Below are 22,116 nucleotides of genomic sequence, written 5' to 3'. Positions count from 1 at the left end.
GGATCAGCCGTCGCTCACAGCGCTGCGTCCGCTCGGACAACGGCCGCAGTTGGGACTTCAAGAACTTCGGCAGCGGGCCGGGTTTGCTTCATCAGCGGGCCCGGAACCAGGCCAAGGAAAAACACGCCCGCGATGCAGACATACAGCGTCACTCGCATCGGCATCGATAGGGTGATTGGCGATGTGTCATTGGAAGCCGAACCCCAGTAGGCCGCTCGCACCACGTTGAAATAGTAGTACAGAGACATCACCACGCCTGCCATCGCGATAAACGCCAGAACGTAATACCCAGTGTTGCTCGCGCCCTGTTCCACCACGGCTTTCAGCAGCAGGAACTTTCCGAAAAACCCTGCCAGCGGAGGAATACCCGCGAGTGATACCATGGAAATCGTCAACGTTGCGGCCAGCAGGGGCGAACGCTGATTCAATCCACCAAATGCAGAGATGTCTTCCGATTCCAGATTCCGCATGACCACGCTGATTACTGCAAACGCGGCGATCACGGTGAAAAGATACCCGCCGAGGTAATAAAGGATGGCTGCGAGTCCCGCCGTGTTGAGGGCTGCCACGCCCATCAGAAGGTACCCTGCATGGGCGATGCTTGAGTAGCCCAGGAGGCGCTTCACGTTCCGCTGGGGGAGCGCGCCGAGATTGCCATACAAGATCGTTGCCGCCGCAATCACGATCAGAATATTCGCCCATTGCGCGGTAATGGCGGGAACCGCAGCAAACAAGAATCGAAGCAGCAGCACGAATCCCGCAGCCTTGGAGCCAATCGCAAGAAACGCAGTGGTGGGTGTCGGGGCTCCTTGATAGACGTCAGGCGCCCAGATCTGGAACGGAACCACGGCAATCTTGAAACCAAGCCCGACGAGGACGAAAAGAATGCCAATGAGGAAAACTTTGTTGTCACTGAACTGGGAAGCCACGGCTGAAAGCTCGGCGAAGTTCATCTTGCCCGAAATCCCCGACACGAGCGCAATTCCAAACACCATGAACGCCGAGGAGAGTGCGCCGATGATGAGATACTTGACGCCCGCCTCGAGCGACACCTGGCGTCCGCGCTGAAAACTCGTCAGCACATAGAACGTCACCGTGATCAGTTCCAGCGAGACAAACAGCAGGGCGAAGTTGTTGGCCGACGCAGCGAACAGCATTCCCGCCAGCGCAAAGACCATGAGCGCGTAGTACTCCGACACCGCGGATGCAAGGCAGTCGGAGAACTCCACAGCAATGATCAGGATCAAAATGGCGGACATCAGAAACAGCCGCTTGAAGAAGAGCGAAAGGCTGTCCTGGATGAACATTCCCCCGAACGAAGAGCCGTCGATTGTGCACAGGCCGCAACCCGAAACATTGACAAGGAGCATTACTCCCAGCGCAGCTGCGGCGCCGTAACCCAGCAGGTACTTGCGCTCGCGCGGCATCCACAGATCGGCCAGCAGCATTACCAGGCCGAGGCCGACCACTGAAAGTTCGAGACTGATCGAAGAAAGATTCATTGGTTTTCCGTTGCCGCAGGGGTCCCATTGGATCCCGCACCTGTGCCTGCACTCGCGGCGCTTGCCAAGCCGGCGTCCGTCTCCGCGGCTTGTGGAATGGATGCAGGCCGCGCCATTTGAACGATTCGCGAAACACTGGGCGTGATCTTGTCCGTAAGCAGCCGTGGCAAAATTCCAAACAGCAACAAGCAGAATAACAGGACGATGAACGGCAGCTTGCGCCAGATGTGCGGCGCATCCGTCACGTTCGCCCATTGTTCGGGAACTTCAGCATGAAGGGCATTTCGAACCGCGCGCAGCATGTAGATGGCGCCGATGATCAACGCTCCCCAGCAAGCGAGGACCGCAATCGTCCGCAGCGATGGCTCCTGCCAGAGGCCGAAAAACACGGTGACCTCACCCGCAAAGTTGGCAAAGCCGGGCAAGCCGCAACCCGCGAACGCGGCCATGATCAATGCGCTTCCAATAAATGGCAGCTTTCGGAGCAACCCGCCAAGCTGCCCAATCTCAAGCGTGCCGGTCTGTTGGTGGATATATCCAGTCAAGCCGAACGTGAGCGCCGCGAGGAACCCGTGCGCCACCATCACCAGCACCGCGCCCGTGACTCCCACCACATTGAGGGATGCGATCCCAAGGAAAATGAAGCCCATGTGCGCCACGCTGCTGTAGCCAACAAGCCAGTTGAAATCCTTCTGCCGCATCGCCACCCACCCGCAGTAAACGAGATTGCCCAGGCAGAGCCACGCGAGCACGTGCATCCAGCTTTGCGCCGCGTCAGGCATCAGCGGCAGCGCAATGCGGATCAAGCCGTACAACCCGAACTTCTTGAGAACGCCTGCATGCAGCATGGCGGTTGCGGTTGGGGCGGCGGCGTAACCGATTGGCGCCCAGGTGTGAAACGGCCAGAGCGAAACGAGAACGCCGAACCCAAATAACAGCAGCGGGAAGATGAAGCTTTGCGCCGAGCGCGCCATTGGGTTCTCAACGAAATAGCGGGTGAGCGCTGGAATATCGAACGTCCGCGCTTCCAGGGGGAGCTGCAGGTAAAGTGCGATCAACCCGACGAGCGCAACCAGCGCGCCGACGCTCAGATAAAGCGTGATCTGGAACGTCGCATAATTCTTTCGTTCACCGCGACCCCACAACCCGATCATGATGAACGTCGGAACAAGCGCCAGTTCGTGGAAGAAATAGAAGAAGAACAGGTCGAGCGATGCGAATGCACCGAGAATGCCGCCTGCCATGATCAGCAGGAGAATGTAAAACTCCTTCTCGCGGATTTTGATATCCCACGCGCAGCACGCGGCCGCAAACGCCACGATCGCACCCATCAGCACCAATCCAACGTTGATGCCATCCACGCCCAGGCGGCATGCAAGCCCCAATGACTCCGCGCCCAGCCACGGGATGGTGGTGACGAACTGATATCCGCTCTGCTGCGCATCGAATTGCCAGAACATCTTTACGGCAAGCAGCGCTGAAAGGCCTGTCGCAACGACGGCAACAAGGCGCATGATCACCGCGAAGTTTCGCGGCACAAACGCCAGCACGATCGCAGCCAGCAGGGGCAGGAGGAAAATGTAACTCAGTGTTGTCATCGCAAACGATTCATGACGCCAGGACCACCACCAGCAGCACGGCTACGCCCAGCGCCAGCAGCAGCGCATACGTCTGGAGATTTCCGGTTTGCGCAAGCCTCAGCGCCCGCCCGGCAAAATCCGTTCCACCCCGGATCAATCCAATGCCGAAGCCATCAATGATCCAGCGATCAAACCACCCGGCAATCGCTGCAAGGGTATCGTGCATGCGAACGACGGTGGCTTCGTATAGTTCGTCGAAATAAAAACGATCCCGCATGGCCCGCGAAAGCGCGCCCAGCTTTTCGGGCAGCGGATCCTTGCCGCCCTTTCCATACAGGGCCCATGCTGCGAGCAATCCCAGCGCAAACACAACGAGACCCGACGCCGCCGCGACGGGCGCATGCTGGAATGGATAAACGAGCTGTGCCCAACCGTGGGGATGCTCGCTTGCGTCGGCTGCCAGCTGACCTGCAAACAGCGCCTCAATTCCAATGAACCCGCCGATGACGCTGAGAACCGCCAGCAGACGGAGCGGCCAGGTCATTACTCCCGGCGATTCATGCGCGTGTTCCGCATGCTTCGACTTGGCAGAGCTGAAGAACACCACGAACACGAGGCGGAACATGTAGAACGTGGTAAGGAATGCCACAAAGACAGCCACGCCGAACAGCAGGTAATTGCGTTCGTGATACGCGAGCGCCAGAATGGAGTCCTTGCTGAAAAACCCGCTCAGCGGCCACAGGCCGGCGAGGGCGAGCGTGCCCACCATGAATGTCCAAAACGTCACAGGCGTTTTCTTTCGCAGTGCGCCCATCTGCCAGATGTCCTGTTCGTGATGCATTGCCAGGATCACTGAACCCGAGCCGAGAAACAGGAGCGCCTTGAAGAACGCGTGCGTTGTCAGATGGAACATCGCGGGTGTGGGTCCGCCCAACCCGACTGCCATGACCATGTAACCCAGTTGTGAAAGCGTCGAGTACGCCAGAATTCGTTTGATGTCGTTCTGCTGGAGTGCAATCAGCGCCGCGAGCAATGCTGTAAAACCGCCCACATATGCAATGACCTGGAGCGCCTCGCCATTCAGCACGAAAAACACGCGGCACAACATGTACACGCCTGCAGCAACCATTGTCGCCGCATGGATCAGCGCTGAGACGGGCGTTGGGCCCTCCATCGCGTCGGGCAACCACACGTGCAGCGGAAACTGCGCAGACTTGCCAACGGCGCCGCAGAAGATCAGCAGCCCGCCAATAGTGGCAAGGGCGCCGAGGGCCTCGGGATTGTCCGCCAGCGCCTGCTCGATCGGTCGAAAGTTCAACGACCCGAGCGCCGCCCAGACAATGAGGATGCCAATCAGGAACCCAAAGTCACCGAGCCGATTCGTGATGAAGGCCTTCTTGGCCGCATCGGCGGCACTCGCCTTCTCGTACCAGAACCCGATCAGCAGGTAACTCGACACGCCCACCAATTCCCAGAAAATGAAGATCTGCAGAAAATTGTTCGAAAGCACGATTCCCAGCATCGAGAACGTGAACAGGCTCAGGCTCGCGAAGAACCGAGAAAAGCCGGGATCGTCGTGCATGTAACCCACCGAATAAATGTGGATCAACGCGGCAACGCCCGTGACCATCAGGATCATTCCCAGACTCAAGGGGTCCAGGCGGAATCCGAAGTCGATTCTCAGCGCGTCACCGATTGAAAGCCAGTTGACGGCAAGTTCATTGGCCGGCGGATTGAAGCCGTTGAGCTTCACGAACAAGGCGCTGAGCAGGAAGCTGATCACGACCGCGCCGATGGACAGCCCGGCGCTCACGCCACGATTTTTCTGCGTGAAGAGAGTGATCGCCGCTGCGGCCAGCAACGGCAGGAACAGGATCAACCAGGGTAACGCTTCGAATTTCATTCGGGTTCTTCTTCACCGCGGAGCTGCATGTCTCTCCTCCAGCGCATCAAAGCTTCATTGTTGCCAGTTCTTCCACGTGCGCCGTGTTCCTGCGGCGGTAGAGCGCGACGATCAACGCCAATCCCACCGCGACCTCAGCCGCGGCAACCGTGATGATGAAAAACACGAACACCTGTCCATCAAGGTTGTTGGTGAAGCGCGAGAACGCAACCAGGGCGAGATTCGCGGCGTTCAACATCAATTCGAGGCACATGTACATCACGAGCACATTGCGCCGCACCACCACGCCAAACAGCCCCAGTGCGAACAATAGTCCGCTGACGGCCAGGTAATGTTCCAATCCCACGTTCACTTGAGATCCTTTTTGCTCAACAGAATGACGCCCACCATCGCGACCAGCAGCAGCACCGACACAATTTCGAACGGCAGCACATACTTTGTGAAAAGCAGTTTGCCGAGCGCGACGGTATCGCCGACGACCTCTGGCGCCGCCAGGTTCGCACCCGGCTTTGTGACGTAGAGCGCGCGCAGGAGAACCGCAATGACGGCACCCACAGAAACGGCTCCGCCGATCACTCCGAACAGCTTGATCCGATGGCGTTGTTCAGCGCGAAGATCGAGGAGCATGATGACGAACAGGAACAGAACCATGACGGCCCCTGCATAAACAAGGATTTGAATGGCCGCGAGAAAGAAGGCGTTGAGCAGCACGAACAGCCCGGCAAGAGACGCGATCGTCAGGACCAGGAACATCGCGCTCGTCACAGGATTGCGGCTCAGGATCACGAGGCAGCCGCAGAGCAGCGCCAGGGCGGCGAACAGCCAGAAAAGACCGTTGCTCGAAAAAACGTATTGTAATGTGTCCTGCATTGACCTTCTGAGTAATTGGACCGCGGCGATGAGGCGTCAGGGTTTCACCGGGAAATGTTCCTGCTCCTGCGTTTCCTCCGCCTTGTGCTTCCATTTCTGGATGCCCGCATGTGTGCCCCCGAGTTCCAGCAGCTTCTCTTTGTTGTAAATCAATTCCTCGCGGCTCTCCGCGTTCAACGAATAATCCTGCTGCAGAAAGATCGCTTCCTCAGGGCACACTTCCTGGCAATAGCCACAGAAGATGCAGCGAAGCATGTTGATCTCGAATTCCTTCGGCATCTTCTCGGCATTCGGGCGATCCGCCAGCTGGCCGTCAGGGCCGGGAGGCGTGATGCGGATGGCCTTGGGCGGACAGACAAATTCGCACAACTGGCAGGAGACGCACTTGGTGTTTCCCTCCTGGTCCTTGACAAGGTAAGGCGCTCCGCGATATCCGGGCGGCACGACCCACTTCTCCTCCGGATACTGCATCGTCACCTTCTTCTTGAAGAAGTGGCGCGCGGTGACCTTGAACCCGCCCACGACGGCGGGCACGTAAAGGCGTTCCCAGAAATTCAGTTTTTTGCGGTTAACAATCATTAGCTTCGAGCCCACAAAATAAATGCTGTCAGCACCACATTGGCCAACGCCAGCGGGATGAAGCGCCTCCAGCCGAGATCCATCAATTGATCATACCGGAAACGCGGCCACATCCAGCGCACCCACACGATCACGCAAAGCAGGAAGATCGTCTTGGCCAGAAATATCCCTATGTGCGCCAGTCCAATCCAAATGCTGTCCGCAGGCTGGTTGAATGGCCCAAACGGCAGGCTCCAGCCCCCAAAAAACAAGGTCACGGTCAGCGCGCAGATGGCCGTCACGCTCGCGTATTCACCCATGAAGAACAGTGCGAACTTCATGGAGCTGTATTCCACATTATATCCGCCCGCCAGCTCCTGCTCGGCTTCGGGAAGATCGAAGGGCGTGCGATTCGTCTCTGCAAAGCCCGCCACCAGGAAAATCACAAAGGCCAGCGGCTGCTTGAAGATCAACCAGTCCAAAAGACCCGGCGCCTGATACAGCACCACGTTGCTGAGGTTCAAGTCACCGACCAGCAGGAACACAGCGACGACCGACAGCCCCATTGCGATTTCATAGGAGATCATTTGTGCGCTCGATCGAATCCCCCCAAGGAACGGATACTTCGAGTTGGCGGCGTAACCCGCCAGCACAATGCCATAGACGCCAAGAGAGACGATGCCGAACGTGTAGAGAATCCCCACGTCAAGATCCGCGATAACCATCTTCTGTTCGCCGAGATACGATCCGAACGGAATCACGGCAACAACCAGGATGCTGGGAATCATCACGATTGCGGGCGCGAGCCAGAAGTAAACCTTCCGCACGTGCGCTGGCGTAAAGTCTTCCTTGAGGAACGCCTTCACCGCATCTGCAGCCGGCTGCAACAAACCGAAAATGCCGAAGCGATTCGGGCCAATCCGATCCTGAATCGCTGCCGAAACCTTGCGCTCAATCCATACTGCGTACGCAACGATGAACATCAGCACTGAAAACACGCCAAGGATTTTCAGCGCGCTGAACAACGCGAAACTTGCAGTCGAATCCAAATTGTCGATCCAGGTCATGGGTTTCAGCGCGGAATCAAATCTCCACCGTTATTCCCGTGTCGCCCAGCGTTGCCCACGTGAGTCCCTTGAACGCGGGAACCTCCTGGGCCATGAGGTTGAACAGGCCTTCGATGCTCTTGAAGCCGTCCTGCTTGGTCACGTTCAACACGAGCTCATGCAGGAATTCCCACTCAGGCCGGGCGTCGCCGCGCGGCTCAATGGCTTTCATGAACTTCTGCACCCGGCCCTTGGTGTTGGTGAACGTCCCGCGCTTCTCCGCATGGGCGCAGCCAGGCAGCAAATACGTCGCACGCCTGATCGTTTCGTTGGGCAGAATATCGCTCACGATGAGCGTGGGCACCTTGCCGAGCGTGGCCGCTTCAATTCCGCACGTCGTCACATCTTCACCAAAGACAATCAACGTCGTAATGGTTCCACTTTCGATGCCCTGCGCGATTTTCGGGATCTGGTCGCCCATCTCGGTGAAGCAGATGCCCGTCAGCCGCGCGCCGTTTGTATTTGGGTTGCGATCCTCGTTCAGGAGGAGTCGATCGCCTTCGCCGACGCGCGGAACCGAATCTGTGATTGCGCCAAATTTGCTGGCGAGCTTCTTCAACAGAAATAGTTCTTCATTCGTCTGCCGCGCCGAGGCGATCACTGCCACGGATCCTTGCGCCGCACTGTTCAACAAGTCCGAAATCTGCCGCAACGCGTCCGCCCATCCCAGCACCCGCCCCCCGGGTCCGAGCACCTGAGTGAGCCGATCCGGCCGATTGATCCATTTGTAATTCAGCCGGCCGTAGTCGCACATCCACGTGACGTTCACCGCATCGTTCTCGCGCGGCTCATAGCGGAACACCGTCTCGTTGCGCGATCCAACGATGATGTTGCAGCCCGTGGCGCAACTCGTGCAGACGCTCTTGGTTTCCTTCAGGAACCAAACGCGCATCTTGAATCGAAAGTCCTTCGACGTCAGCGCGCCGACCGGGCAGATGTCCACCGTGTTCAGCGTATAGTTGTTGTCGAAAGGTTTGCCCGGATACGCAGTGATGGTGTTGAAGCTGCCACGATTCACGATGCCCAGGGCATCGTCGCCAACCACATCCTTGGTGAAGCGAATGCAGCGCGTGCAAAGGATGCAGCGTTCCGCGTCCAGGACAATACGCGGCCCAAGGTCGACGCGCTTCGGCTTGTGAACCTTGGGTTCCACAAAGCGGCTCGCGGCCTGGCCATAGTCGACCGAATATTCCTGCAGCTTGCATTCCCCGGCCTGGTCGCAGATTGGGCAGTCCAGCGGATGATTGATTAACAGCGATTCGAGCACGCCTTCCCGCATCTGCTTCACGGCGGGAGTATTCGTGTAAATCTCCATTCCTGGGGAAATGGGCGTCGCGCATGCGATCGCTGGTCGCGGTGACTTCGCAATCTTCGGCGTTCCGTCGGGATTGATGATGGGCTTGCGATCAGGCCCCAGCGCGGGCGTTCCGAACTCGACGAGGCACATGCGGCAGTTGCCGGCGATGGGGAGCTTGGGATGATAGCAATAGTGCGGCACGTCCACGCGAACGGCGCTGCACGCCTGGATCATGGTGGTCGGCACAGGCTTCCCTGTAATGGGATCGATCGTGGTCTTGGGGACATCGACCTCCCGTCCGTCCACCTTCACCTTGATCGTTTCGACCGGCGGCGGCGTTTGCTTCGTCTCGGTTGTTGTAGCGTTGAACATTTTACGCTGTGATTGAACCACGGAGACGCGGAGACGCGGAGAGTTCCGCAAATTGATTTACGATCCGCCTAACGCAGGCGCCTATCACCTTATCGGTAAGCTCATCCGATCTCCGCGCCTCCGCGTCTCCGAGGTGAATATGCAAGGTTCGGCTCATCAATGGTGCGGGCTTGCCGCAAGTTTCAACTCACTCGTCGGCGCAGCGGCCTTTTGTTCCGCCGCATAGCGCTCCTCGTCCGCGGCACCGCGGGCGACAAATTCGTCCTTAAATTTTCCGACGAAACTCTGCACCGGCCACGAGCACGCTTCCCCAAAAGCGCAGATGGTTCGGCCTCCAGGGATGTTGTCCGCGATCTTTACAAGATAATCCGCGTCGCCCTTGCGTCCTTCCCCATGCGTCAGCCGGTGCAGCGCCTTGCTCATCCAGAGCGATCCTTCACGGCAGGGAGTGCACTGGCCGCAACTCTCATGGGCGTAGAACTCACTGAGATTCGCCAGCGCATCCACTGCGCTGACCGAGTCATCGATCACAATGATCGCGCTCGAGCCTGACATCGTTCCCGCCTGGATGAGTGAATCAAAATCGTAAGGCAGGTCGAGCATGTCGACTTCCTGCTCAACGTCCTTGCCATCCACCTTGCGCTTGAGCTTGAACTTCTCACCTGCCTTCAGGACCTTCGACGAAGAGCCGCCCGGGATGACTGCCTTGAGCTTGCGGCCGTCACGCAGCCCGCCGCCGAAAACAGGATCGTTGATCAACTCGCCAATCGTCGCTTTGCCCACCTCGATCTCGTAATAGCCAGGCTTCTTGACGTGGCCGCTGAGGCTGACGATGCGCGTGCCCGTGTTGTTCGGCGTCCCGAGCTTCGCAAATTCGCCCGCACCCATATCGACGATGTGCTTCACGTTGCACAGGGTCTCGACGTTGTTGACGATCGTCGGGCACATGTAGAGCCCGAGCACTGCGGGGAAATACGGCGGCTTGATGCGTGGATAGGCGCGCTTGCCTTCGAGTGATTCGATCAGCCCGGTTTCCTCGCCGCAAATGTAAGCGCCTGCACCGCGATGCACATGGATTTCCAGGTCGTAGCCGCTGCCAAGGATATTCTTCCCAAGGAAATTTTTTGCGCGCGCTTCCTTCAGGCATTGGTTCAGGAGCTTCGCGCCTTGTGGCATTTCGCCGCGGATGTAGATATAGGCGAGATTCACGCCATTGGCGTAGCAGGAGATGATCATCCCCTCGATCAACTGATGCGGATCCTTGTGTATGATTTGGCGATCCTTGAATGTGCCGGGTTCAGACTCGTCCGCGTTGCAAATCAGGTAAATCGGTTTCCCGCTCCTTCGATCAACGAAACTCCACTTCAAGCCGCAGGAAAAACCAGCGCCACCGCGGCCGCGCAATCCCGACGCTTTGACTTCATCGCGGATCTGTTCCTGCCCTGAAACCTTCTTGCCATCGGGCAGATCCTTCAGCGGAAGCGCAAGCGCCTTCCTGAGCGCCTCATAGCCACCGTGCCGCAAATAGCACTCGATGTCGGGCGTGTAACCCGCCTCATCGGCGTGCTTCAAAATCAATTTGAATTCGTGCGGCATTGTTAATCTGATGCAACGTGGTTCACCGCGGAGTAGCGGAGGCGCGGAGATTTGCAGGCTGTTGCCGTTGATACTCCGCGGCTCCGCGTCTCCGCGGTTAAATCGGCCTCGGTTCGGGGAAGCAGCCTTGACTGCAGCGCCAAAGCGTCTAGCTTACAACCCGCTCCGGCCTGCCCGATGGTGTAACGGTAGCACAGCAGACTCTGGATCTGTTTGTCATGGTTCAAATCCATGTCGGGCAGCCAACTTCCATGTTTCACGCTCTTCATGCTCCCTTGCATTTAGCCACAATTTCGTCGGCTTTCGCATGGCTGACGCCCTCGTGAAAATCATCGTTGACCATCATCACGGGAGCCGTTCCGCAACTGGCCAGGCACTCCACGAATTCGACGGTAAAACGTCCGTCCTTCGTCGTTTGCGGCCCATGGCCGTGAGGATCGAGGCCGAACTTCTCGCAAAAATGTTTGTGAAGCTCATACGCTCCACCCAGCGCGCAGCTTAAAGTGCGGCACACCTTGATCTGAAACCTGCCCATCGGCTGGTGACGGAACATCGGGTAAAAGGTCACCAGTTCGTAGATATTGATCGGCTGCAGCTCCAGCTTCTTCGCGATCCATTCCACCGCCTCCTGCGAAATCCATCCGAAGTGCTCCTGCACTGCGTGCAGCAGCATGAGGGACGCGCTTCGTTTCACTGGATAGTGCGTGATCAGCTCATCAATTTCCGCTTCAAGCGATGCTGGAATCGCGAAGCCAGGCTGGCTGCGCAATGCGTTTGGAATAGGTTCAGTGACGGTTCCGAGGTTCATCGATCGCATTCTCCCATCACGAAGTCGAACGATCCCAGAATCGCGACGGTATCACTCATCATGTGGCCCGGCAGCAGGTGCGGAAGGATGCTGAGGTTCACAAACGATGGGGCGCGGATCTTCAGCCGATTGGGAGTGCCGCCGCCCTTGCTGTTGATGTAAAAGCCGAGCTCGCCCTTCGGATTTTCATGTCCAAAATACACTTCTCCCGGAGGTGCATTGATGCCTTGGGTGACGTTGATGAAATGATGGATCAACTCTTCCATGCTTGTCATCACCTTGCCCTTGGACGGCAACACGATTTTCCCATCCGAAACATTCACGGGCTCCCTGGACGCATTGTCGAATCCACCAGGAATTTTCGCGAGGCATTGGCGGATCAGCTTCACGCTCTGCCGCATTTCTTCCATGCGAACGAGATAACGATCGTAACAATCGCCGACCGAGCCGATCGGAATCTCGAACTTGAGTTCGTTGTAGATCAGGTAGGGCTGGTCCTTTCGAAGGTCGAATTCAACGCCGCTGGCGCGCAGGTTCGGGCCCGTCAACCCGTAATCGATCGCATCCTCCTTCGAGATCACTCCCACATCGCGCGTGCGATCCACCCAAATCCGATTGCGCGTGAGCAACGTTTCGGTTTCATCGATGTTGACGAGAACCTCATCAAGGAACTTCTCGACGGCCGCACACCAGCCAGGAGGCGTGTCACGGGAAACCCCGCCAATGCGCGTGTAAGTCGTGGTAAATCGCGCGCCCGTCAGGGCTTCGCAAAGGTTGTAGATCTTCTCGCGCTCGGTGAATGTGTGCAGGAACACGGTCATCGCACCCACGTCCATCGCGAAACACCCAATCCCGAGCAGATGCGACGAAATGCGCGCCAGCTCAACACAGATGGTGCGGATGTACTGGCATCGAAGCGGGAGTTCCTTGTCGATCCCGAGGAGCTTCTCAACCGCAAGTGCGTAGGCAACGTTATTCGCGAGCGGGGCAAGGTAATCCAGCCGATCCGTGTAAGGGATGAACTGAGTGTAGGTCATGTTCTCGGCGATCTTCTCATCGCCTCGATGCAAATAACCCACGTCTGGCATCGCCTTCGTGATCGTCTCCCCGTCGAGCTCGAGCACGATGCGAAGAACTCCATGCGTCGAAGGATGCGATGGGCCCATGTTGAGGACCATCTTTTCGCCGCTCATATCCTGCAGGTCATCCGCGAGGCCTGCGTTTTGCGCAGCTGCCGCAGCCGTCCCGGCGGCGTCCCTGATTTCAATGTCTCGAACTTCAGCCATTACGATTTGTGTTCTTTTGGGCCGGGCCCAAACGATTCACCGTGCGCCTTTCGGACGTCATCGCGGCGTTCGATTCGATTGTTCAGCTCGACCGAATCCGTTTCAGGAATACGAACGCGCGGTTCCCGCGAAATGGTATCTTTCCCGCCTGCAACCGTGACGAACGGGCCTCCTTCGAGCGGAGCGGGCCGGCTAAAAGCAATGTCAGGCATGTCGCTCGACTTGCCGGCCAGGGGGAAGTCCTTGCGCAACGGGAAATACGGATAGCCTTCCCACATCAGGATCCGGCGAAGGTCCGGGTGATCCGTGAATCGGATTCCCATCATGTCGTAAATCTCGCGCTCGTGCCAATCCGCGGTCCGCCATATGCCAGTGACTGTCGGCACCTCGCACTTTTCCTCGCTAACATCCGTTTTCAGTCGAAGATAGCATCGGTGCTCAATGCCATAGAGGTGATAAACCACGGTGAAACGAGGATCGTCGCCATAATTGTCCACGCTGCTCACGTCGACGAGGTAATTGAAGCCCAGCTTGATCTTCGCGAAGCCGCATACGTGGGCGATTTGGTCGGAATCCAGGACGCGCAGGGCAATTTCTCCGCGGAACTCCGCTGGCCCGGCGATGAGATCGCCGAACTGAGCCTTTAACTTCTCAGCAAGTTCAAGCGCCGTCATCAAGCCGCGACTTTTTTCTGGGTGGCGACGATCGGCTCTTTCCCCACTTTGTTCTGCAATCGAATCAACGCGTCCAGCAGCGCCTCAGGGCGTGGAGGGCAGCCCGCCACATAGATGTCCACCGGCAGGATCCGATCGACGCCCTGCAAGACGGCGTAGCTTCGATACATACCGCCGGTTGAAGCACAGGCGCCCATCGCGATGACCCACTTGGGTTCCGCCATCTGGTCGTAGATGCGGCGCACGGCCAGAGCCATTTTGTAAGTCACAGTGCCCGCAACGATCATTACGTCCGACTGACGCGGTGAGAACCGCATCACCTCAGCACCGAAGCGTGAAATATCGAATCGGCTGGCGCCCGTGGCCATCAATTCGATCGCACAACAGGCAAGGCCCATGGGCATCGGCCACAGGGAATTCTTTCGAAACCAATTCAGGGCAGCATCAACCCGGGTGACAACGACATCACCTTCGATTTTCGAGTTGTAGCCAATTTCTGTCTGAGTCTGCATAAGCCCGTTGCATTTCCAAGCGGCTGGCACCGGGAACCTAATTGCGGTAAAAATAGCAGGCAAGTTGAATTTGTGATTTTTTTCACAAGGCAGGATTCTACCCCGGTCCGGCAGACTCATCCCCGCGCCGATCGAACATGACGGAGCTCCGGCTACTGTTTCGACTCGAGTGCGGCGTGAACGGGCCGAGGAGGTTTTATCGTCACTGCAAAGAGATTCACGAGATGACTCTCGGACCCATGGCCAATCGATCAGCGCTGCGCAAAGGGGATTTGAAAAAAGCCCTTGCGTCCCGGCATGCCGGGCCTATCTTTCCCGCTGCCCGAACGCCGCGTGTGCGGACCTGTCCTCCGAAGCAGTTTGGAAGACAGGCTGTCCTTCAGCAACAGTACGAAGGATGGAAGTTCATTGAGGCTGAGAAAAGAAGTTAACGAACAACCTAACCTTCTACCTCCGTTGCCCCGCAACGTCTGGTCCGTTAGGCATCGGAGCTCGGTAAGCCCCACTCGCTGCCCAGCCCCCTGTTCCGCCAGTCAGTCAGTTAAAGCATTATGCTCACAATGGAAGAAGCCCTGAAGCAAAGCAATTTGCGCTTTGCAGCAGGCGAAATCGTCAAAGGCACTATCATCGAAGTCCGCCCCAAGGAAGTCATGGTGGACATCGGATACAAAAGCGAAGGCGTCATCAACGGCAATGAATTCGATGACGTGAAAGCGTGCAAGGTCGGCGACGAAGTCGACGTCCTCATTGAAAAACTCGAGGATAAGGAAGGAATGGTCGTCCTCTCGCGCGAGAAGGCTGAGTTCAAGAAGAACTGGGAACGCATTCTCCAGATTTGTAACGAAGGCGGCATCATTGCCGGCAAGGTCAAGGCCATCGTCAAAGGCGGCTTGCTCGTCAATATTGGCGTCGAAGCCTTCCTCCCCGCTTCGCAGATCGATATCACCACGCCCAAGAATCTCCAGCAGTACGTCGGCAACACCTACGATTTCAAGGTCGTCAAGATCAACCAGGAACGCCAAAACATCGTCCTGTCACGCCGCGAACTGATCGAACAGGAACGCATGGAGCGCCGCCAGAAGCTCCTGACCGAAATGACCCCTGGCGACATCCGCAAAGGCACGGTCAAGAACATCACGGATTTCGGCGCCTTCATCGACCTCAACGGCATCGACGGCCTGCTGCATATCACCGATATGAGCTGGGGTCGCATTGGCCATCCGTCCGAGGTGCTGAAGGTCGGCCAGGACATCGACGTGGTCGTGCTCGATATCAACCGCGAAAAGGAACGCGTCAGCCTCGGCCTCAAGCAGAAGATGACCAATCCTTGGGACAACATCGAAACCAAGTACCCGATTGGCGCCAAGGTCAAAGGCAAGGTCGTCAATCTCGTTCCCTACGGCGCATTCGTCGAATTGGAACCCGGCGTCGAAGGCCTCGTGCACGTCACGGAACTTTCCTGGACCAAGCGAATCGCCAAGCCATCCGATGTCCTCAAGCAGGAACAGGAACTCGAAGCGGTCGTCCTCGGAATCAATCGCGAGGAACAGAAGATCTCCCTGGGCATCCGCCAGCTCGAGAGCAACCCATGGGATCAGGCACAGCAGAAATACCCGCCTGGAACCAAGGTCAAGGGCAAGATCCGCAATCTCACCAGCTACGGTGCATTCATCGAACTGGAAGAAGGCCTGGACGGCATGATCCACGTGTCCGACATCTCCTGGACGCGCAAGATCAATCATCCTTCCGAAGTGCTGAAGAAGGGCGACGAAGTCGAAGCCGTTGTGCTCGAAGTCGACAAGACGAACCAGCGCATCGCCGTCGGCATGAAGCAACTGGCAATTGATCCGTGGGAAAAGATCGACCAGCTCTACAAGGTCGGCGACCTCGTCAGCGGCCAGGTCACGAAACTCGCAAGCTTCGGCGCGTTTGTGGGATTGCAGCACGACATCGATGGGCTCGTGCACATCTCGCAGATCAGCGAAGACCGCGTGGACAAGATCAAGAACGTGCTCAAGGTCGGCCAGGATGTGACCGCCCGTGTCATCAAGATCGACAAGAGCGACCGGCGGATCGGTCTGTCAATCAAGGCTGCCAACTACTCGCCTGAACAGTTGAAGGCCGAGCAGGCAGTGCTCGACGCCTTGAAGCCCGGCGAAGATCTCGTCGCGCTCCAGCACGCGTTCGATGCAGCTGACGAAGCATTGAAGACCGACGACAAGGAATAATCCGTCGTCTCAGAATTCACGACAGGCGGGCCGGCAACGGCTCGCCTGTTTTTTTTACGCTCCGGTGAAAAGGCTAGTGCATCAAAGCCGCGAAGCGCAGTCCGCGCGTGCTCACCCAAAGTTCGTTGAATCCGATCAGTTCCATCACCGTTTCGCACACAAGAACGCCATTCAGGATCACGTCAGCGCGTTTGGGCGGCAATCCCGCGATCTGCTGCCGCTTCGCGAATGGCATCGACCACAAATGTTCCCCATGCCAGCGAATCCGCTCCCGCGGGATGGGATTCGCTTCGATGCGGCCGCGGTCGAAGTCGGCCATTTCCAGCTCCATGCGCGAGAGGATGGTCGTGGATCCGCCTGTGCCAATCAGCTTGAACGCAGGCGCGTCTGGCCGTTGATCGCGAAACGCCTGCCTCGCCGCATCCAACTTCGTGAGCGCCTCGCGTTCCAGGAATTCGCGAATCCATTGAGCCGTGCGTTCCTTCTCGCCGGTGGCAGGCGGGTCGCTGCGCGGCAATTTCTCCAGCAACCGGACGGTTCCAATCGGGAAGCTTTGACGAAAAAACTGATGGGATCCTTCCCCCAAAATAAACTCGGTGCTGCCTCCTCCGACATCGAACATGAGCAACGGACATTGGCTAAACCGCGGGTCGGTAGTGACGCCGCGAAACGCCCAGTCGGCTTCCTGCTCCCCGGAAATGACTTCAACGTTTAAACGCGAAGCTTCCTGAATTGCCGAGATCAACTCCTCCGCATTGACCGCATCGCGCGCCGCGCTGGTCGCGATCACGCGAACCGAGAGCGCTCCGTGATCCCGCGCATGCGTGGCGAATTTGCGCACCGCCTTTGCCGTTTTCGCGATCGGTTCCGGTTGCAGCCGTTGGGATTCATAAAAACCGCTGCCGAGCCGCGTCTGCTTGCTTTCTTCAATCAGCGGCCGCACCTCGCCATTGGCCACGTCGGCCACCAACAATTTCACTGAATTGGTGCCGACATCGATTACCGCCCGTCGCTGAGGAAACATGGCGCGATTAGAACAACACGCCGTTCTCCGCCCAAGCGAAAACACGGACCGGCCGCCGCCCCGTGTCGGCCGGCATTCCCTGACAGCCATGGAACCAGGCTTTCAGCCCGTTGGAAGAAACCTCAAACGAAGCCGACCGCATTGAGAGGATTTGAGTGTCGCCTCGTGCTTAACGGCTTTTCCGGGCGGCAAGGATGCACGCCCTCTAGGTCAGGCAGGATGGCGTGACGCCACCCTCATGCGGTCTTCGCTGCGGGCGAGACCGTCCGACTCGTAGCGCACTGTCAAGATGGGCCGATTCCGGGTGTTTGCCCCTTTGCGCGCGCCGCCGTCTCGGGCAACATGCGCCCAGGAAAATCCAACGTGAGCGCGCCAACACCAACATCGCCAAGATACTTGAACCGGGAACTGAGCTGGCTCGAGTTCAATCAACGGGTGCTCGACCAGGCACAGGATCGCGAAACGCCGTTGCTGGAGCGGCTGAAGTTCTTTTGCATCGCCAGCTCGAACCTGGACGAATTTTTCGAGGTGCGCGTTGCGGGCGTGAAGCAGCAAATCGAAAGCGACGTCGTGGAGCGAAGCCTCGACGGCCGCACTGCGACCGAGACCTTCCGCGCTGTCGTCGACCGTGTGCGCCGCATGGTGTCAGATCTGTATGCTTGCTGGCGGGACGAGCTGATGCCGCAGCTTGATAAAAGCGGCATACGAATCCTGCACGTATCGCAACTCAGTGAACGTGACCTCGCATGGGCTTCCACGTTCTACCGGTCGCAGGTCCGACCCGTGCTGACGCCGCTCGCCATTGATCCCGCCCACCCGTTTCCGCAGTTGCTGAACAAGTCGCTGAACCTGATTGTGCGGGTGGAACTGAAGAAAGGGACCGAAACGCTCCAGCAGATGGCTGTGGTTCAAATTCCGCGGATTCTTCCACGGTTGATCGAATTGCCCCGGACAGACGGCACCCGCGCCTATGCCTATCTTGGCCAGGTCATCGGCCATCACCTGGCCGATCTTTTTCCGGGGACGCGGATTGTTGGTTACTGGGCTTTTCGGGTCACTCGCAACAGCGAGTTGTATATTGATGAAGAAGAAACCGCGAATCTGCTGAGGGCCGTGGAGAACCAGTTGCACAACCGCCGAAAAGGCGAGGCGGTTCGACTGGAGATCGAGAAGGGATGCCCCAGCGAAATCGAAGAGGAGCTGCTATCAACCCTGAGGCTCGGGCGTGACGACGTTTACATCATCGACGGTCCGCTGAATCCAAGCCGCTTGATGATCCTTTACCAGGGCGATCATTCCCCGGAACTCCGCGACCCGCCGTTCGTTCCTCCAGTGGCACTGCCGCTGCGAAATACGGAAGATCTTTTCGCCACGATTCGCAAGCAGGACATCCTTCTGCATCATCCGTACGAGACCTTCAACAGCATCGTTGACCTCCTGCAGCACGCGGCGGAGGATTCGGGCGTCCTGGCTGTGAAACAGACGCTGTATCGGACCGGCGGCGATCCGCGCATTGTGGGCGCGCTTGAGCGCGCAGTGCGAAACGGCAAACAGGTGACCGCCGTTGTGGAGCTTCGCGCCCGCTTCGATGAAGCGAACAACATCCAGTGGGCAAGGCAGCTGGAGGAGAATGGCGTCCACGTCGTGTATGGCCTGGTGGGATACAAGATTCATGCAAAGAGCTGCCTCATCGTGCGCCGCGAAGGCCACGAAATCCGCCGTTACGTTCACCTTGCGACGGGGAACTATAATCCATCCACGGCAAAACTGTACACCGACCTGGGATTGCTTACGTGCCGGGAAGACATCGGCGAGGATGTCACCAACTTCTTCAATCTGCTTACGGGCATTTCGCAGTTTCGGCCGATGGAGAGGCTGATCGTGGCGCCGTTCGAACTGCACGATCGAATGCTGGCAATGATTGCGGCCGAAACCGAAAACGCGCGCCGCGGTCTGCCGGCCCGAATCATTGCGAAACTCAACTCACTCGCAGACCAGGCGATCATTGACGCGCTCTACACGGCCTCGCAGGCTGGCGTGGAGATCGATCTCATCGTGCGCGGCGTCTGCTGCCTTCGTCCCGGTGTCAAAAACCTGAGTGAAAACATTCGCGTCCGCAGCGTCGTTGACCGCTTTCTCGAACACAGCCGCGTGTTTTATTTCGAGAACGGATGCCAGCCGCGGGTATTTCTCAGCAGCGCGGACTGGCTTCCGCGAAATTTTCTCCGTCGCATCGAGCTCGTGTTTCCAATCGACGACGGCGTGCTGCGAGAGCGGGTCATTCGGGAAGTGCTTGCCATTACGCTGGCCGACAATACGCGTGCGCGCGAGCTCACATCGAAAGGCACTTACGTTCCGCCACAACGGGCAAATGGCGAAAAGGCGCGGCGAAGCCAGATGGAATTCACCGAGCTGGCCGTATCAGGACCGGCTAAAACGCGCTCTGCAAAACACAGGTTCGCAGTGGTGAAAGTCGCGAGGAGCCCCTTCAATGACGCGAACCCCGCTTCCGCCCGTGTGCAAAAGCCAGCGCGCCTACTCAAACGCGGCGCCACCGGGAGGCGGACTCGGACGGGGGACTGAGTTGCGGATCGCGGGTATGCTCTTGAGATACGCATACACGGCCTTCAAATCCTCGTCGCTCAATTGTCCCACATTGCGCCACGGCATCGGGGGCAGAATTTCGCGTCCCGAACCCATGTGCCGGCCGGTCCGCATTGCACTGATGAACATGGCTTCGGTCCAGATTCCCATGCCGGTTTCCACATCGGGCGTCAGGTTCGGCGCATAGCTGATTCCCCACGGTCCCGCCCAGGCGGTCATCCCGGCGGTCTTTGCAAACCAGGGTCCTTCCTTGAGCTCAGGCGGCGGCAACTGGAGCGTTTCGGGGTGGCCCGACAACATGCGCTTCATGTCGGGCACTGGACCTTGCGCAGTCATCTGCAACGGGGTGTGACAATCGTTGCAACCTCCATAAACAACCAAATACTGTCCTCGCGCAATGCGATCGGAAGTCACCTGTTTGTGCGACACCGCAGCCATGATCAACCCGGCAAACGGCAGTCCAAGGACGGCCAAAATAAACATGCGTTTGTTTTTCATAGGTTCCAGGGGTTTGATTGAAAATCCTGGATGCCCCGCCCGCAATCACGCGCGAGCTGCATCCAGCTGATGGAGGGAGAATAGCAGGGGGCAGAACCTGGACAATACGACCATGGTCTCCCGCTCGAAAAGCGAGGCGTCCAGGAATTTACGGGGTTCTACTGCTGCGCCTCTTCCGCTGCCTGCGCGGCGGCTTCCTCTGCGGCAGCCTGGGACTGGGCTTCCACCATGGCGTAATGCACCCCGAGGTTATGCTGTGCGGTTTTGTCGCCCTGTCGTGCTGCGCGAATGAACCATCGCACGGCATCCTGCGGGCTTTTGTCGACGCCGCGTCCTGTCTGGTAACACAGGCCGAGGTTGCATTGCGCGGGCGCGACTTCCTGCTCGGCGGCGGCGCGATACCATTTGACGGCTTCCTGGAAATTTTGCGGCACGACGTGGCCCTGTTCATAGAACACGCCCAGATTAAACTGTGCCTGCGGTTCGCCGCGTTCCGCTGCCGCGTGATACCATTTGAGAGCCTCGTGATAATTCTGCGCTACGCCCTGGCCCGTCTCATAGAGAACCCCGAGGTTGAATTGCGCGGCGGGATCTCCCTGCTCCGCGGCTTCCCGAAACCACTTGGCGGCCTGTCCGAATTCCTGCGGAACGCCCAGTCCGCTCTGATAACACACGCCTAGATAACACTGCGCTACGGGATCGTTCCGGTCGGCAGCCTTGCGATACCACTTGACCGCTTCGACGTAATCGAGCGGCAGTCCCTGGCCGGTATGGTAACACACTCCCAGATAGCATTGCGCCTGCGCATCGCCCTCCTCTGCGGCTTTCCGCATCTCGTCCAATGATTGCCACGTCCGTCGGTTCATCAGTGTCCTGGGTTGATCTGGAATTCGCTTCAGAATAGGGTTCAGCCGCGGCTTTTCAAGTCAGGCGTTGGGCGGTGTGCGCGTATCTTTGTTGCGGTTGAGAAAGGCGCTGAACAAATCAATCGGCAAAGGGATGAACGTGGTTGTGCTGTGTTCGTTGGCAATCTCCCGCATCGTCTGCAGGTAACGCAACTGCAAGGCAATCGGCTCAACGCTGATCAGCGATGCCGCCTGCACCATCTTTTCGGCCGCCTGAAATTCACCCTCGGCATTGACGATCTTGGCCCGCCGCTCGCGCTCGGCTTCGGCCTGCTTGGCCATCGCGCGCTTCATCGTTTCGGGCAGCGACACATCCTTGATCTCAACGGAAGTGACCTTGATTCCCCAGGGGTCGGTCTGGCGATCAATGATCTCCTGCAACGTATGGTTGATCTTCTCGCGCTGGGATAAAAGTTCGTCCAGCTCAGCCTGTCCCAGGACGCTGCGCAGCGTTGTTTGTGAAATCAGTGACGTCGCCTTCCAATAGTTCTCCACCTTGATGACCGCGGCCGTGGGATCGATGACGCGGAAATACACGACGGCGTCGACGGATACCGGGACGTTATCGCGGGTCATAACCTCCTGCCGCGCGACATCGATGGTCACAACGCGCAGGTCCATCTTGACCATCCGATCCACCACCGGAATGAGAAAGATCAAACCTGGCCCCTTGGCACCCAGCAGTTTGCCGAGGCGGAAAACAACCCCGCGCTCGTATTCGCGCAGGATGCGAACCATCTGCGGCAGGATGAACGAGGCAACCACGAGTGCGATAAAGAGCCCAGTTCCCCAG

At 58.0% G+C, this 22,116-nt stretch carries 19 protein-coding genes and 1 tRNA gene; 3 read left to right on the top strand and 17 right to left on the bottom strand.

Annotated elements, in window-relative coordinates; genetic code table 11:
• Positions 1–14 precede the first annotated feature (14 nt).
• The 9 genes from VEH04_19770 to nuoF form a co-directional block, all read right to left on the bottom strand.
• The gene (locus VEH04_19770; GenBank protein HYG25012.1) at positions 15–1,502 is read right to left on the bottom strand and encodes an NADH-quinone oxidoreductase subunit N; all 1,488 of its coding nucleotides are present in this window, start codon (positions 1,500–1,502) and stop codon (positions 15–17) included.
• On the bottom strand, positions 1,499–3,100 hold the full coding sequence (locus tag VEH04_19765) for an NADH-quinone oxidoreductase subunit M (protein HYG25011.1): 1,602 nt from the start codon (positions 3,098–3,100) through the stop codon (positions 1,499–1,501). The genes VEH04_19770 and VEH04_19765 overlap by 4 nt, the downstream gene beginning before the upstream one ends.
• A gap of 10 nt (positions 3,101–3,110) precedes the next feature.
• Entirely contained in the window at positions 3,111–4,985 is a 1,875-nt protein-coding gene (nuoL, locus tag VEH04_19760; GenBank protein ID HYG25010.1) for an NADH-quinone oxidoreductase subunit L, read from the bottom strand.
• Between the two features lie 46 nt (positions 4,986–5,031).
• Positions 5,032–5,337: an NADH-quinone oxidoreductase subunit NuoK gene (gene nuoK, locus VEH04_19755; protein HYG25009.1), complete on the bottom strand. Its 306-nt coding sequence runs from the start codon at positions 5,335–5,337 to the stop codon at positions 5,032–5,034.
• Entirely contained in the window at positions 5,334–5,855 is a 522-nt protein-coding gene (locus VEH04_19750; GenBank protein ID HYG25008.1) for an NADH-quinone oxidoreductase subunit J, read from the bottom strand. The genes nuoK and VEH04_19750 overlap by 4 nt, the downstream gene beginning before the upstream one ends.
• Positions 5,856–5,891: 36 nt before the next feature.
• On the bottom strand, positions 5,892–6,434 hold the full coding sequence (locus tag VEH04_19745; GenBank protein ID HYG25007.1) for an NADH-quinone oxidoreductase subunit I: 543 nt from the start codon (positions 6,432–6,434) through the stop codon (positions 5,892–5,894).
• Positions 6,434–7,480, bottom strand: a complete 1,047-nt coding sequence (gene nuoH / locus VEH04_19740) for an NADH-quinone oxidoreductase subunit NuoH (GenBank protein HYG25006.1) — start codon at positions 7,478–7,480, stop codon at positions 6,434–6,436. Before nuoH ends, VEH04_19745 begins: the two co-directional genes overlap by 1 nt.
• Before the next feature lie 16 nt (positions 7,481–7,496).
• Positions 7,497–9,188 carry a molybdopterin-dependent oxidoreductase gene (locus tag VEH04_19735; protein ID HYG25005.1) on the bottom strand — a complete coding sequence of 564 codons (1,692 nt, stop codon included), beginning with the start codon at positions 9,186–9,188 and terminating at the stop codon, positions 7,497–7,499.
• Between the two features lie 156 nt (positions 9,189–9,344).
• Positions 9,345–10,784: an NADH-quinone oxidoreductase subunit NuoF gene (gene nuoF / locus VEH04_19730; protein HYG25004.1), complete on the bottom strand. Its 1,440-nt coding sequence runs from the start codon at positions 10,782–10,784 to the stop codon at positions 9,345–9,347.
• Positions 10,785–10,955: 171 nt separating this feature from the next.
• On the opposite strand from nuoF, the gene VEH04_19725 reads away from it, so the two are divergent.
• A tRNA-Gln gene (locus tag VEH04_19725) sits at positions 10,956–11,029 on the top strand.
• 20 nt (positions 11,030–11,049) lie between these two features.
• Here the strand turns inward: VEH04_19725 and VEH04_19720 are convergent.
• From VEH04_19720 to nuoB, 4 genes are read right to left on the bottom strand one after another with little or no spacing between them, the layout of a single operon-like run.
• Positions 11,050–11,592 carry an NAD(P)H-dependent oxidoreductase subunit E gene (locus VEH04_19720; protein HYG25003.1) on the bottom strand — a complete coding sequence of 181 codons (543 nt, stop codon included), beginning with the start codon at positions 11,590–11,592 and terminating at the stop codon, positions 11,050–11,052.
• Positions 11,589–12,878, bottom strand: a complete 1,290-nt coding sequence (gene nuoD, locus VEH04_19715) for an NADH dehydrogenase (quinone) subunit D (protein HYG25002.1) — start codon at positions 12,876–12,878, stop codon at positions 11,589–11,591. The genes VEH04_19720 and nuoD overlap by 4 nt, the downstream gene beginning before the upstream one ends.
• Entirely contained in the window at positions 12,878–13,552 is a 675-nt protein-coding gene (locus VEH04_19710) for an NADH-quinone oxidoreductase subunit C (GenBank protein ID HYG25001.1), read from the bottom strand. Before VEH04_19710 ends, nuoD begins: the two co-directional genes overlap by 1 nt.
• Entirely contained in the window at positions 13,552–14,064 is a 513-nt protein-coding gene (gene nuoB / locus VEH04_19705) for an NADH-quinone oxidoreductase subunit NuoB (protein ID HYG25000.1), read from the bottom strand. The genes VEH04_19710 and nuoB overlap by 1 nt, the downstream gene beginning before the upstream one ends.
• 551 nt (positions 14,065–14,615) lie before the next feature.
• On the opposite strand from nuoB, the gene VEH04_19700 reads away from it, so the two are divergent.
• Positions 14,616–16,292: a 30S ribosomal protein S1 gene (locus VEH04_19700; protein ID HYG24999.1), complete on the top strand. Its 1,677-nt coding sequence runs from the start codon at positions 14,616–14,618 to the stop codon at positions 16,290–16,292.
• A gap of 73 nt (positions 16,293–16,365) precedes the next feature.
• Here VEH04_19700 and VEH04_19695 read toward each other — a convergent pair whose 3' ends face one another.
• The gene (locus VEH04_19695; GenBank protein ID HYG24998.1) at positions 16,366–17,316 is read right to left on the bottom strand and encodes a hypothetical protein; all 951 of its coding nucleotides are present in this window, start codon (positions 17,314–17,316) and stop codon (positions 16,366–16,368) included.
• A gap of 363 nt (positions 17,317–17,679) precedes the next feature.
• Between VEH04_19695 and ppk1 the strand changes: the two genes are divergently transcribed.
• Positions 17,680–19,899 (top strand): polyphosphate kinase 1, encoded by a 2,220-nt coding sequence (gene ppk1 / locus VEH04_19690; protein ID HYG24997.1) that lies wholly within the window; start codon positions 17,680–17,682, stop codon positions 19,897–19,899.
• On the opposite strand, the gene VEH04_19685 is transcribed toward ppk1, so the two are convergent.
• From VEH04_19685 to VEH04_19675, 3 genes are all read right to left on the bottom strand, one after another.
• Positions 19,852–20,418 carry a c-type cytochrome gene (locus VEH04_19685; protein ID HYG24996.1) on the bottom strand — a complete coding sequence of 189 codons (567 nt, stop codon included), beginning with the start codon at positions 20,416–20,418 and terminating at the stop codon, positions 19,852–19,854. The two genes, ppk1 and VEH04_19685, sit on opposite strands and share 48 nt — an antisense overlap.
• Before the next feature lie 158 nt (positions 20,419–20,576).
• Positions 20,577–21,284 (bottom strand): tetratricopeptide repeat protein, encoded by a 708-nt coding sequence (locus VEH04_19680; protein ID HYG24995.1) that lies wholly within the window; start codon positions 21,282–21,284, stop codon positions 20,577–20,579.
• A 60-nt stretch (positions 21,285–21,344) separates the two neighbouring features.
• Entirely contained in the window at positions 21,345–22,061 is a 717-nt protein-coding gene (locus tag VEH04_19675; GenBank protein HYG24994.1) for a slipin family protein, read from the bottom strand.
• Between the last annotated feature and the right edge of the window lie 55 nt (positions 22,062–22,116).

The sequence above is a fragment of the Verrucomicrobiia bacterium genome (assembly GCA_035629175.1).
Taxonomy (GTDB): Bacteria; Verrucomicrobiota; Verrucomicrobiia; order Limisphaerales; family DASXHY01; genus DASXHY01.
This window is presented reverse-complemented; position numbering and strand designations above follow the sequence as displayed.

What these genes read in the sequence shown, in the direction of transcription:
- VEH04_19770 (HYG25012.1), bottom strand. Translation starts at nt 1,502, where the DNA reads ATGAATCTTTCTTCGATCAGTCTCGAACTTTCAGTGGTCGGCCTCGGC.
- VEH04_19765 (HYG25011.1), bottom strand. Translation starts at nt 3,100, where the DNA reads ATGACAACACTGAGTTACATTTTCCTCCTGCCCCTGCTGGCTGCGATC.
- nuoL (HYG25010.1), bottom strand. Translation starts at nt 4,985, where the DNA reads ATGAAATTCGAAGCGTTACCCTGGTTGATCCTGTTCCTGCCGTTGCTG.
- VEH04_19750 (HYG25008.1), bottom strand. Translation starts at nt 5,855, where the DNA reads ATGCAGGACACATTACAATACGTTTTTTCGAGCAACGGTCTTTTCTGG.
- VEH04_19745 (HYG25007.1), bottom strand. Translation starts at nt 6,434, where the DNA reads ATGATTGTTAACCGCAAAAAACTGAATTTCTGGGAACGCCTTTACGTG.
- nuoH (HYG25006.1), bottom strand. Translation starts at nt 7,480, where the DNA reads ATGACCTGGATCGACAATTTGGATTCGACTGCAAGTTTCGCGTTGTTC.
- VEH04_19735 (HYG25005.1), bottom strand. Translation starts at nt 9,188, where the DNA reads ATGTTCAACGCTACAACAACCGAGACGAAGCAAACGCCGCCGCCGGTC.
- nuoF (HYG25004.1), bottom strand. Translation starts at nt 10,784, where the DNA reads ATGCCGCACGAATTCAAATTGATTTTGAAGCACGCCGATGAGGCGGGT.
- VEH04_19720 (HYG25003.1), bottom strand. Translation starts at nt 11,592, where the DNA reads ATGAACCTCGGAACCGTCACTGAACCTATTCCAAACGCATTGCGCAGC.
- nuoD (HYG25002.1), bottom strand. Translation starts at nt 12,878, where the DNA reads ATGGCTGAAGTTCGAGACATTGAAATCAGGGACGCCGCCGGGACGGCT.
- VEH04_19710 (HYG25001.1), bottom strand. Translation starts at nt 13,552, where the DNA reads ATGACGGCGCTTGAACTTGCTGAGAAGTTAAAGGCTCAGTTCGGCGAT.
- nuoB (HYG25000.1), bottom strand. Translation starts at nt 14,064, where the DNA reads ATGCAGACTCAGACAGAAATTGGCTACAACTCGAAAATCGAAGGTGAT.
- VEH04_19700 (HYG24999.1), top strand. Translation starts at nt 14,616, where the DNA reads ATGCTCACAATGGAAGAAGCCCTGAAGCAAAGCAATTTGCGCTTTGCA.
- VEH04_19695 (HYG24998.1), bottom strand. Translation starts at nt 17,316, where the DNA reads ATGTTTCCTCAGCGACGGGCGGTAATCGATGTCGGCACCAATTCAGTG.
- VEH04_19685 (HYG24996.1), bottom strand. Translation starts at nt 20,418, where the DNA reads ATGAAAAACAAACGCATGTTTATTTTGGCCGTCCTTGGACTGCCGTTT.
- VEH04_19680 (HYG24995.1), bottom strand. Translation starts at nt 21,284, where the DNA reads ATGAACCGACGGACGTGGCAATCATTGGACGAGATGCGGAAAGCCGCA.
- VEH04_19675 (HYG24994.1), bottom strand. Translation starts at nt 22,061, where the DNA reads ATGGTTCGCATCCTGCGCGAATACGAGCGCGGGGTTGTTTTCCGCCTC.